The organism is Photobacterium sp. GB-72, from assembly GCF_003026095.1.
Lineage (GTDB): Bacteria > Pseudomonadota > Gammaproteobacteria > Enterobacterales > Vibrionaceae > Photobacterium.
Genome location: NZ_PYNV01000002.1, coordinates 441,355 through 453,478, shown reverse-complemented (window position 1 = coordinate 453,478; position 12,124 = coordinate 441,355). Strand labels below are relative to the sequence as shown.

The following is a 12,124-nucleotide window of genomic DNA, read 5'->3' as shown; positions in this document are numbered from 1 at the left end:
AGCGCCTTAGTTAAGTTACTCCAACTTTACTAAGGCTTTTTTATCTCTTTTTCTCCCCATCAACGCTCTAACACACTTAACAGATAAATACTCCGTTTCGTTGTTTATTTATCCGAACAAACATAAAGTACATGCTAGAATTGTGATATTGGTTGAAATTTATGACCATATAATGATAAACACAACTGTATATAAACCCAGTTGGAACTTTCTTCTTGGCAAACTTTTCTACTCACTTTAGTGTTGCAGCCGTTGCTAGTGGTTTAACGGCCACCGCCTTCTTATCGGCTGATCATATTTCGCCTTCGGCGGCAATTTGGATGACATTTCTTGGCACTATTGGTGGCCTATTACCTGACATAGATTCAGATCATTCAACATCGATGAAAGCCTTGTTTAATATCTTGGCTGGTTTTTGCTGCTTCATTTTAATTAGTCATATTTATACTCAAGTGACGATGCTTGAGTTACTACTCTATAGCGCAGCACTGTTTATTACTATCCGCTATATGGGAAAAGCGGTTTTTGAACGCCGTACTGTCCACCGTGGTTGCTGCCATTCAATTGCGTTTGTTCTGCTCATTGCCCTATGTTGCGTTCATGTAAGCTCTATCATTGGACATACCGCCGAAACCAGCTGGCTAGCAGGTAGCTTTGTTCTTTTTGGTGGTTTTGTTCACTTGTTGTTAGATGAAATTTATAGTGTTGATCTTTCCAACCAACGTCTAAAAAAGTCATTTGGAACAGCATTAAAACCCTTTTCCGTTAGGAACCCTCTCATTAGCTTGGCGCAAATAGTGGCAATTGTTTTACTTTTTGCGACCGCACCGTCTTATCATAAGACATTGCATATTTTAACCAATTGGCATCACTTTCGGTTTAGTCCCGTATGGCTAAACTGGACTGATATTCAAGTATGGGTAACCCACTTCATCCATCAAACACCACAAAAATTAAGCAGTATCCACCAGCTATTTTAAACATAGCCAAGGCGATAAACATTCCAATGTCTATCGCCTTTTTTGTTTTAATCAAACCAAAGGCAAACGTTTGCTATTTTACTGGCAGTGACTTACTTAACCTTGTATTATGCGATTACGATGATTGATAACGATGTGATTTTATTCATGTCATTATCCTTCTGCATTTCTGCGTAATCTTTGAATAGGACTTTCACGATGAGCCTTGCCGATCAAGTTTTAGCTGTTAATGATGATCTCCCTATCCGTACTGATAAACCCGTTCATAGCGGTAAGGTACGCTCTGTTTACTGGCTTACAGAAGCTGACAGTCAACGTTTGATTAAAGAAAAAGGCTATAACGTTCAACCCGACGCACCGCTCGCTATTATGGTGATCAGCGACCGTATTTCTGCTTTTGATTGTATCTGGCACGGTGAAGGAGGGCTTAAAGGAGTCCCAGGGAAAGGTGCTGCGTTAAATGCGATATCTAATCACTGGTTTCAATTATTTAAAGATAATGGATTAGCGGATAGCCATATCCTTGATATCCCCCACCCTTTTGTTTGGATTGTACAAAAAGCAAAACCTGTGATGGTTGAAGCTATTTGTCGCCAATACATTACAGGTTCAATGTGGCGTGCATACAGCAAAGGTGAACGTCATTTCTGCGGTATAGAATTACCAGAAGGGCTAGAAAAAGATCAAAAGCTCCCTGAACTACTCATGACACCATCAACCAAAGGGATTCTAAAAGGCATTCCGAATGTTCCTGAAGCAGATGATGTCAATGTCACTCGTGATGATCTCGTCAATAATTTCGCTGCATTCAACTTCCGCAATACTGATGACATTACCCAGTATGAAAAGTTATTGGCAGAAGGATTTAATGTTATCAGTAATGCACTCGCAAATATTGATCAAATCTTTGTTGATACCAAATTTGAGTTTGGCTATGTAACAGATGCTAGTGGTAACGAAAAACTGATTTATATGGATGAGGTGGGAACACCCGATTCTTCTCGTATCTGGGATGGCGCAGCTTACCGCGACGGTCAAATCGTCGAAAACTCAAAAGAAGATTTTCGCCAAGTACTACTTAACACTTTTCCAGAGCCCGATATTTTATTAAATAAAGATCGCATGGAAGAACGCTTTGCTCTTGCTCGTGACAACGAGTTACCACAAGAAGTACTCATGCAAATATCGCGTGTTTATACGGGTATTGCCGAAAAAATCACCGGAAAAAAGATCACATTAAGCAAAAACCCTAAAGCTGAAATTATTAATATTTTACGTAATCACTATCAGCTTATTGATTAAAGCTTAAGCGCTGTAATTATCAATAAAAAAATAGGCATTCATATAATGCCTATTTTTTCATCAGTAATGTTATTCATGCTATTCATATTTTAAGCAGCAATTAATTGCTATAACACAATTACACCTACACATTCAAATAACGATTAATACAACTTTACTTTTATTTTATTACAATCAAACAACCAATAATACAATCGCGAATAATCCCCCCTCCTTCAAATTAAAACATACTGTCATAAACTTTAACTTTTCTACTTATTATGTCTTTTATTATTACAGTATAGGGTCAAAATCAAAAAACACTGTAAAACATAGGGTTAACTCTAAAGTATTAATTGAACTGCATGTAGTGGTTAATTTATGATCGCAATATAAATAGATTTAATAAAAATATTTATAACTACTCATTTTTACAAATTAGGAGGTTGTATGAGCAGTGCGACTGATCAAGAAACCAAGCAAACTCGTAGCCGAGAATGGAAGATGTTCATTTTTATCGTCGTCTTTTTATTTCCAATTCTCAGCGTCATTTTTGTCGGGGGCTACGGCTTTACCGTTTGGATGCTTCAACTCTTCGTATTTGGTCCACCAGGACATGGCGGTTAATCCCTAATTAATCACCGTTAGCATCATATAAGAGAATCTATAATGAAATCATTTTTGCTTAAAGCTTGGCAGACCCTATCACGTCCAAGCGTTCATATTAGCCTAGGTGTACTAACCCTTGGTGGCTTTATTGCTGGCGTTATTTTCTGGGGTGGTTTTAATACTGCACTAGAAGCAACCAATACCGAAGAGTTCTGTGTTAGTTGCCACGCTGACAACGTTGCACCTGAATACGCCAACACTATTCATGACAAAAACCGTTCTGGTGTTCGTGCAACTTGTCCTGACTGTCACGTTCCACACGACTGGACAGATAAAATCGCGCGTAAAATTCAAGCAAGTAAAGAAGTCTTCGCCCACGTAGCTGGCTTCATTGATACTCCTGAAAAATTTGAAGACCGCCGCATTGTACTGGCTCAACATGAGTGGGAACGCTTTAAAGCGAATGGCTCTCAAGAATGTCGAGACTGTCATGACTATAAAGGAATGGACTTCACCAAGATGTCTCCTGTTGCTCGCGTTCAAATGAAGAATGCAGCAGAGCGTGATCAAAGCTGTGTCGACTGTCACAAAGGTATTGCTCACCACTTACCGAAAGATATGGATACCAGTGGTGGCATGATATCTGAGTTAGTACAGCTATCTCACGATACTAAGTACAACAAAGGCGAAGAAGTATATAGCGTGCGTTTCCTTCCTGTTTATGAAGATAAAGACATGAAGGTAGAAGCTGGCCTATTAAACCCTGCTTCAGGCGTAAAAGTGATCGATGAAACTGACAATGCAGTTGAAGTTGAAATTGCAGGTTGGCGTAAAGACAAGGGCTATGGCCGAGTGATTCAAGAAGACTTCGGTATGAATATTCCTGTTGCATCGCTCCTAAAAGAATCTGCACAAAACGACAATGTTGTTGATAAATATGAAGAGAAAGTTGACGACCTAACAGGTCTTCCTTGGCAACGTGTAACAGCAAAAGTCTGGATGCCAAAAGACTCGCTTGTTAATGACATCACGCCAGTTTGGGAAAAAGCGAAATCAGCTTACACCACTAACTGTTCAGTTTGTCACACTCAACCTGCTGAAAGCCACTTCGATGCCAATACTTGGCCTGGAATGTTCAACGGTATGTTAGCGTTCGTTAACTTTGACCGTGATAGTGAAGCCGTGGTGCGTAAATACCTTCAGAAACACTCTTCTGATTTTTCTGACGCACAACACTAAGTATTGATGGAGTTAAAATAAATATGTCTGTATCAAGAAGAAGTTTTCTTAAAGGCCTTGCAACAACAAGTGCTGCTTCTGTTATCGGTCCTAGCCTACTCGCATCATCAAAGGTGTTTGCAGACGATCAAATTGGTCAAGGTACATGGCGTTACTCCGGCTCACACTGGGGCGCATTCCGCGCCCACATCTATGCCGGTAAAGTACAAGAAATAGAAGCGATTGAAATAGATAAAAACCCAACCGAGATGCTAAAAGGCATTAAGGGCGTAATCTACAACCCATCGCGTGTACGCTACCCTATGGTGCGTTTAGATTGGCTTAAGAAACACAAATTTAGTGGTGAGACTCGCGGTAATAACCGTTTCATCCGTGTTACATGGGATGAAGCATTAGATTTGTTCTATCGTGAACTGGAACGTATTCAAAAAGATTATGGTCCATGGGCGTTACATGCTGGTCAAACTGGCTGGCGTCAAACGGGTCAGTTCCACAGTTGTACCAGCCACATGCAACGTGCTGTGGGTATGCATGGTAACTACATCACCAAAGTAGGCGACTACTCAACAGGTGCAGGTCAAACCATCATGCCATACGTGCTTGGCTCAACAGAAGTTTACGCACAAGGTACTTCTTGGTCTGAAATCCTTGATCACAGTAAAAATGTGGTGCTATGGGCAAACGATCCGGTGAAAAACCTACAGGTTGGTTGGAACTGTGAAACCCACGAATCTTTCCCATATTTAGCTCAGCTAAAAGAGAAAGTTGATAACGGTGAGATCAATGTGATCTCTGTCGATCCAGTTAAGAACAAGACCCAACGTTACCTAAACAACAAACACCTATACATTAATCCGCAAACCGATGTGGCATTTATGTTAGGTGTGGCGCATACCCTGTACAACGAGAACCTTTACGATAAAGAGTTCATCAAGATGTACTGCCTTGGTTTCGATGAGTTCATTGGTTACGTAAAAGGCGAAACCAAAGACAAAGTGGAAAAAACGCCTGAATGGGCTGCTGAGATCTGTGGTGTGCCCGCCGATCAAATTAAAGACTTTGCCCGTATGCTGGTTAAAGAGCGTACACAAATTCTGTTTGGTTGGTGTATTCAACGTCAAGAGCACGGTGAGCAACCTTACTGGATGGGGGCAGTTATTGCCGCTATGGTTGGTCAAATTGGTCTACCTGGTGGTGGTATTTCGTATGGTCACCACTACTCTGGTATCGGTGTACCTTCAACCGGCTTTGCAGCACCAGGCGGCTTCCCTCGTAACGTCGATGAAGGTCAAAAGCCAAAGTGGGATAACAATGATTTTAACGGTTACAGCCGCACTATCCCTGTTGCACGTTTTGTTGACTGTATTTTAGAGCCGGGTAAAGAGATTAAGTACAACGGTTCAAAAGTTATTCTTCCTGATTACAAAATGATGGTGATCAGTGGTAACAACCCTTGGCATCACCACCAAGATCGTAACCGCATGAAGAAAGCGTTCCAGAAACTACAAACCGTTGTAACAATTGATTTTGCTTGGACTGCAACCTGTCGTTTCTCCGATATTGTACTGCCAGCATGTACCCAATTTGAACGAAATGATATTGACGTTATGGGCTCATACAGTGGTCGTGGTTTACTGGCTATGCATAAACTGGTTGACCCGCTTTACCAATCTAAAACTGACTTTGAGATCTTTACAGAGCTAACACGTCGCTTTGGTAAGAACAGCGAATACACTCGTGGCATGGATGAAATGCAATGGGTTCGCATGCTTTATAACGATTGTCGTAAAGCGAACAAAGGCAAGTTTGATATGCCTGAGTTTGATGTGTTCTGGCAACAAGGTTTCTTAGACTTTGGTACAGGTAAGCCTTGGGTACGTCATGCTGACTTCCGTCAAGATCCTGAAATTAACGCGCTAGGTACACCATCAGGCTTTATTGAAATCACAAGTCGTAAGATTGGCCGTTACAAATACGAACACTGTCAAGAACACCCAATGTGGTTTGAAAAAACAGAACGTTCTCACGGTGGTCCGGGCTCTGATAAACACCCGTTCTGGCTGCAGTCTTGTCACCCAGATAAGCGTTTGCACTCACAAATGTGTGAATCGGAAGAGTTCCGTGCAACTTACACTGTACAAGGTCGTGAACCTATTTACATTAACCCTCAAGATGCGGCTGAAAAAGGCGTCAAAGATGGTGATGTGGTACGTGTATTTAATGACCGTGGACAGCTATTAGCAGGTGCAGTGCTGACTGACAGCTACCCTCGCGGTATTGTTCGTATCGAAGAAGGGGCATGGTATGGCCCTCTTAACGAAAAAATTGGTGCGATCGACACTTATGGCGATCCAAACACTCTTACTATCGATATTCCAACATCAGAGTTAGCGCAGGCAACAAGCGCACAAACCTGTATTGTGAACTTCGAGAAGTTTAAAGGTGAACTGCCACCTGTCACCTCGTTCGGTGGTCCAATTGAAGTCAGCTAATTAAAATTAGTGTCTGAATAATATTAAGCCCTAACCTATCTGTTAGGGCTTTTTTTACTCTTAAATTTGGTAAAACTTTACTATTGGGGATACTTATTCTTGAAAGAGAAAAACAACGCAGTCATAGTTTATTCAATTCAGGTAGTATAACGGGCATTTTGAGAGGCTCTATCGGATAAAGCGGTAAATAAGTGACGTTGTTATTTTGTAATGAGTAATAGTAAAGAAGAAAAAAGGCAACACTACAAAAAGACCCGTCAGCTTAGGGCGGGTCATAGCAGCATCTTATCCAATAGAAGATTTCAGCTCTGTACACCATGCATTTGCAGGCCATATACCGTACGTCTGAACTTCTTTTTTACCTTTATTCCACTGATTAATAGGATCTTTCCAAACGACTTCACATCTATTACTTGAAAAAACACCGAGTAACTTAATAGATAACTGAACATCTACGGCATCTTTAGGCAAATAAACTGAAGCACTTTGTGGTGCAGGGAAGGCACCAGATTTGTGCTGAATATTTTTATTCGTTACTGTCTTATATGCTAATTGCCACTTGGTTATATACGTACTACCGGGCTTACTATTGATGATGAGTTCTAACTGATTAATTGGTTGAGTCCAATTATTGATTGGACGTTTACCGTCAATTGAAGTAAACGTAAAAGCAACAGGAACCAGATCACCGATTTCATCTCTTGTTGCTGGGAATTTAGTTGCAGTAACAGAATTACTGCCTTTTTCAGAAATTAATTTTGGAGTAAGACCTATTTGATCTTTCTTTGGTGAGGCCACATTCACCGAGGTTACGATACTGTACTGACCTTCGTCGTCGTTGCTTGCAATAGCAACACCACGACTCGCCCATTTTACCCCACTGATATAGCCAAACCCTTGAGATATATCTCCGGTTTCATGGTCAATATACGGTGTTTTTTCGGCTGCACTTTTTATAATATCCCATTTATCAGCAACTAAACCATAAGGGTTATTAGTATATGCTTCTACCGCAATAATATACGTCGCAGCTAAACTTTTCGCTTTTGAAAAAAACCAAGAGTGTTCCATTCCAACGTCTACTTTAACCCCTGAGTTTGGATCTAAGTACCCACCGTCAACTTTTACTTCACCACTATTTTTAGATGTGTTTTTTGATGAGAACTCCCATTTTTCATCTTTACGTTTAGTCAGAAAATAAACAGGGTCATCAACCATATCTGTACTAACTAAAGTAAATTCACCGGTGAGATAGTTTAAATAACCAATAGCACCAACTTGAATGGAAGGATCGTTACTCCAGTTTGCAAACGTATTTTCTTTTGAACTTCTCATCAAATTCGTGAGTTCTTGATTCCAAAATGATGAGTCATCAGCAGAAAATACAGAACCAGACGAGAGTAAAACAAAAAGAGTAAGTCCTGTTTTTTTTAATATTTTCATAGCGTCCTAGTCTCATAGCCATAAAAGTTTAAAGCTAAACTTTCAAGTTAAGTAGAACATAGACAGTCATCAGCAGCAGTGAACAGATAGCTTACTGTTTATTCCTGTCTATACTTTCTGAAACATATTCTTCAACACCCCCAATCTCTTTACTTGTTGTTTCGAGATGGTAAAAGTGATCCATATCCCCTTTCAATGAAATCCGATTTCAGACTAAGCTATCAATATCATTAGTTCAAATAAAAAAAGAACAAAAAAAAAGAACAAAAAAACATACACTTAAAAATCAGATATAAAAAAACCACCGCGAACGGTGGTTTTTTTGCTTACGTTATTTAGGTATTAAACGTCGTAAGTAGTAGAGGCAGTGTTGCCGCCTGTACCAGTCCAGTTTGTGTGGAAGAACTCACCACGTGGACGATCAGTACGCTCATAAGTGTGAGCGCCGAAGTAGTCACGTTGAGCTTGAAGCAAGTTAGCAGGTAGACGAGCTGTTGTGTAACCGTCTAGGAAAGATAGCGCAGAAATCGTACATGGCATTGGGATGCCAGACTCTAGAGATTTCGCTGCTACTTTACGCCATGCTGCTAGGCTGCCTTGTAGGATGTTTTTGAAGTACTCGTCAGAACCTAGGAATGCGATATCTGGGTTCGCTTCATACGCATCACGGATGTTACCTAGGAACGCAGAGCGGATGATACAACCACCACGCCACATTAGTGCTACGTTACCGTAGTTTAGATCCCAACCGTTTTCGTTCGATGCTTCACGCATTAGCATGAAACCTTGCGCGTAAGAGATGATCTTAGATGCTAGTAGTGCTTGACGAAGTGCATCAACCCACTCTTGCTTATCACCTTCAACTGGCGTGATTGTCTTGCCGAATAACGTTGAAGCTTCAACACGTTGGTCTTTCAGTGCAGACAGGCAACGAGAGAATACAGACTCAGAGATAAGCGTTAGTGGAATACCTAGGTCTAGTGCGTTGATACCAGTCCACTTACCCGTACCTTTTTGGCCAGCAGTGTCTAGGATCTTCTCAACTAGTGCTTCACCATCTTCATCTTTGTAGCCAAGAATATCAGCTGTGATTTCAACTAGGTAGCTGTCTAGCTCAGTTTTGTTCCAGTCAGCGAATACTGCTTGCATCTCATCAGCACTCATACCTAGACCATCTTTCATGAACTGGTATGCTTCAGTGATAAGCTGCATGTCACCGTATTCAATGCCGTTATGAACCATCTTAACAAAGTGACCAGCACCGTCGTTACCAACCCAGTCACAACAAGGCTCACCAGCATCAGTTTTAGCAGAGATACCTTGGAAAATTGGCTTAACTGCTTCCCAAGCTTCAGCTGCGCCGCCAGGCATGATTGAAGGACCGAAACGAGCGCCCTCTTCACCACCAGATACACCAGTACCGATAAAGTAGATGCCTTTCTCACGACAATGCGCTACGCGACGGTTAGTATCTGGGTAGTTAGTGTTACCACCGTCGATAATGATATCGCCTTCATCTAATAGTGGAATTAGTTGATCAATGAATGCATCAACAACATCACCAGCACGAACCATTAGCATCACTTTACGTGGTGCTTCTAACTTAGCAACAAGATCTTCAAGAGACGTTGCGCCAACGATGTTTGTGCCTTTTGCTGGGCCTTCAAGGAATTCTTCCACTTTTGCTACAGTACGGTTGTAAGCAACAACGTTAAAGCCGTGGTCATTCATGTTTAGGATCAGGTTTTGGCCCATTACTGCCAAGCCAATTACACCGATATCGCCTTTCATATTATTCTCCTTGCGCCAGCAGTTTTGCCGCTGCTGAATCTAAAAACCATTCTGTTTTGCCATTTACGGCTTTAATTTTCGCTGCAGGATAAGCAAGAGCTTCTGCAGGCGTATTATTAATTTCTTGCAATACTTCAGCTTTGCTTTCACCTAACACCAGGTAGGTAATACGATCCGCATTTTCAAGTAAGCGCGCTGTTTTTGAAATGCGTTTTTGACCGCTATCTGGATGTGTTGCAATCACAGAAAGCTCAGGATCGTCAAAGTCTGTTTGGTTCGGGAATAATGATGCTGTATGCCCATCGGTTCCCATACCCAATAAAATCCAATCAAATGCAGGTAAGCCATTTTTAAGTGGAATTTCTGCATCCATTTCCTCTGCAAATCGAACCACTTCTACAGCAGGATCATCTTCACCTTTAATACGGTGAATATTGCCAGCTGGAATATCGATTTGTTGGAACAATAACTCGTTTGCTTCACCGAAGTTACTTTCCGGGTCGGTTGGCTCAACACAACGCTCATCGCCCCACCAAAAGTGTAAGTTGCTCCAATTAACATCTTTCGCATAAGGTGCTTGCGCTAATGTTTTAAACAACAGTTTTGGTGTACTCCCACCAGAAAGCGATATATGGACAGGCTTCACCTGCTTGCTCATTGCCATCATGGTGTCAGCTAATGAAACGACAACATCCTGCGGTGTTTCAAATACGCGATAATTAATCATGCTTATAGCTCACAATAGTCAGTGTTTGCTAAATTCTTACAAGGAAAACGCCACTCACGATTACTTGATGCAAGTAAGTCATCAGCTTGTTTTGGTCCCCACGTACCTGCGGCATAACCAAATAAGTGTTCTGGGTTTTCTTTGTATTCAAGAATTGGTTGAACAAATTTCCAACAAGCGCGAACAGCATCTGTACGTGCAAACAAGGTTGCATCTTGCTTCATACAATCAAGAAGTAAACGTTCGTACGCTGTCAGCATATGGGTTTCTTCAAGCTTGTCGTAATGGAAGTCCATTGATACTTCTTGAGATTCAAAACCTGCCCCTGGTTTTTTAAGACCAAAGCTCATTAGAATCCCTTCATCAGGCTGAATACGGATAATTAGCTTGTTCTCAGGTGCATTTTCACCAAACACTGGGTGCGGTGTTTTCTTAAAGTGAATAACCACTTCCGTCACACGTGTTGGTAGTCGTTTACCTGTACGAACGTAGAATGGCACACCATTCCAACGCCAGTTTTGAATAAACATTTTCATACCAACGTAAGTTTCAGTACGTGAGTCTTCCGCTACACCTGGCTCTTGGCGATAACCTAACAAATGCTTACCACGAGCATCTGATTCCGTGTACTGACCCAACACTAAGTTATTTTTAAGATCATCATCTGATAATGGTTTAAAGCTTTGCATCACTTTAACCACTTCATCACGGATAGAATCAGCATTAATTGCAGCAGGCGATTCCATACCAACCATTGCCAATACTTGCAGCAAATGGTTTTGGAACATATCTCGAACAGCACCGGCACCGTCGTAGTAGCCACCACGATCTTCAACGCCTAATGATTCAGACGCAGTGATTTCAACGTAATCAATAAAGTTACGATTCCAAAGCGGCTCAAACATGCCATTTGCAAAGCGGAATACAAGCAGGTTCTGTACCGTTTCTTTGCCTAAGTAGTGATCGATACGGTAGATTTGGTGCTCTTGAAAACAAGCATGAATTTGCTTGTCTAATGAGATCGCTGACGCTAGATCATAACCAAATGGTTTTTCAACAATCAGGTTTTTCCAACCTTCTGTCTCATCATTTAGGCCATGAGCGGCTAGACATTCTGGGATCACGCCGTAAAGGCTTGGTGGTGTCGCGAGGTAGAAAACAGCGTTACCTTGGGTATTGTGCGTTACTTTGAAAGTATCTAAGCGTTCTTTCAAGACTGCATATTCATCTTTATCAGACGTATTTAATGCTTGGTAGTAAAGATGCTGACAAAAATTAACCAATGTTTCGTCATCGGTTTTTTCATTTTCTGTCAAAGATTGCTTTAACTTATCACGAAATTCTTGATCGCTATATGATGTACGACTTACCCCTAAAATTGCAAAGTCTTCAGGCAATAAACCATTAGCATAAAGGTGATAAAACGCAGGTATTAACTTTCGGTGTGTCAAATCACCTGACGCACCAAAAATTACAATTGAGTTATTTTCTGGTTGAACCATATCATTTTCCCATTAATTTCAGATCTTCAGACCTGCGACAGCAATCAATTGCTTGGTATA

At 41.1% G+C, this 12,124-nt stretch carries 9 protein-coding genes; 5 read left to right on the top strand and 4 right to left on the bottom strand.

Annotated elements, in window-relative coordinates:
- Positions 1-215 precede the first annotated feature (215 nt).
- From C9J40_RS05250 to torA, 5 genes are all read left to right on the top strand, one after another.
- Complete coding sequence (locus C9J40_RS05250) at positions 216-980, top strand: metal-dependent hydrolase (RefSeq protein ID WP_107206317.1); 765 nt, start codon at positions 216-218, stop codon at positions 978-980.
- 198 nt (positions 981-1,178) lie between these two features.
- Complete coding sequence (locus tag C9J40_RS05245; protein WP_107246018.1) at positions 1,179-2,282, top strand: phosphoribosylaminoimidazolesuccinocarboxamide synthase; 1,104 nt, start codon at positions 1,179-1,181, stop codon at positions 2,280-2,282.
- Between the two features lie 429 nt (positions 2,283-2,711).
- Positions 2,712-2,888 carry a trimethylamine N-oxide reductase system protein TorE gene (gene torE / locus C9J40_RS05240; protein ID WP_045153582.1) on the top strand — a complete coding sequence of 59 codons (177 nt, stop codon included), beginning with the start codon at positions 2,712-2,714 and terminating at the stop codon, positions 2,886-2,888.
- 42 nt (positions 2,889-2,930) lie between these two features.
- Complete coding sequence (gene torC, locus C9J40_RS05235; RefSeq protein ID WP_107246017.1) at positions 2,931-4,109, top strand: pentaheme c-type cytochrome TorC; 1,179 nt, start codon at positions 2,931-2,933, stop codon at positions 4,107-4,109.
- Between the two features lie 23 nt (positions 4,110-4,132).
- Positions 4,133-6,601: a trimethylamine-N-oxide reductase TorA gene (gene torA / locus C9J40_RS05230; protein WP_107246015.1), complete on the top strand. Its 2,469-nt coding sequence runs from the start codon at positions 4,133-4,135 to the stop codon at positions 6,599-6,601.
- 285 nt (positions 6,602-6,886) lie between these two features.
- On the opposite strand, the gene C9J40_RS05225 is transcribed toward torA, so the two are convergent.
- The 4 genes from C9J40_RS05225 to zwf all read right to left on the bottom strand — a co-directional run bounded on the left by C9J40_RS05225 (position 6,887) and on the right by zwf (position 12,064).
- The gene (locus tag C9J40_RS05225) at positions 6,887-7,936 is read right to left on the bottom strand and encodes a hypothetical protein (RefSeq protein WP_146144955.1); all 1,050 of its coding nucleotides are present in this window, start codon (positions 7,934-7,936) and stop codon (positions 6,887-6,889) included.
- Positions 7,937-8,386: 450 nt separating this feature from the next.
- Complete coding sequence (gene gnd / locus C9J40_RS05220) at positions 8,387-9,835, bottom strand: decarboxylating NADP(+)-dependent phosphogluconate dehydrogenase (protein WP_107246012.1); 1,449 nt, start codon at positions 9,833-9,835, stop codon at positions 8,387-8,389.
- Between the two features lies 1 nt (position 9,836).
- Entirely contained in the window at positions 9,837-10,562 is a 726-nt protein-coding gene (pgl, locus tag C9J40_RS05215; RefSeq protein WP_107206312.1) for a 6-phosphogluconolactonase, read from the bottom strand.
- A gap of 2 nt (positions 10,563-10,564) precedes the next feature.
- Positions 10,565-12,064, bottom strand: coding sequence for a glucose-6-phosphate dehydrogenase (gene zwf / locus C9J40_RS05210; RefSeq protein ID WP_107206311.1), 1,500 nt, complete (start codon positions 12,062-12,064; stop codon positions 10,565-10,567).
- Positions 12,065-12,124 lie beyond the last annotated feature (60 nt).

Coding starts and splice junctions, on each gene's coding strand:
- zwf (WP_107206311.1), bottom strand. CDS start 12,064: ATGGTTCAACCAGAAAATAACTCAATTGTAATTTTTGGTGCGTCAGGT.
- torA (WP_107246015.1), top strand. CDS start 4,133: ATGTCTGTATCAAGAAGAAGTTTTCTTAAAGGCCTTGCAACAACAAGT.
- torE (WP_045153582.1), top strand. CDS start 2,712: ATGAGCAGTGCGACTGATCAAGAAACCAAGCAAACTCGTAGCCGAGAA.
- pgl (WP_107206312.1), bottom strand. CDS start 10,562: ATGATTAATTATCGCGTATTTGAAACACCGCAGGATGTTGTCGTTTCA.
- C9J40_RS05245 (WP_107246018.1), top strand. CDS start 1,179: ATGAGCCTTGCCGATCAAGTTTTAGCTGTTAATGATGATCTCCCTATC.
- gnd (WP_107246012.1), bottom strand. CDS start 9,835: ATGAAAGGCGATATCGGTGTAATTGGCTTGGCAGTAATGGGCCAAAAC.
- torC (WP_107246017.1), top strand. CDS start 2,931: ATGAAATCATTTTTGCTTAAAGCTTGGCAGACCCTATCACGTCCAAGC.
- C9J40_RS05225 (WP_146144955.1), bottom strand. CDS start 7,936: ATGAGAAGTTCAAAAGAAAATACGTTTGCAAACTGGAGTAACGATCCT.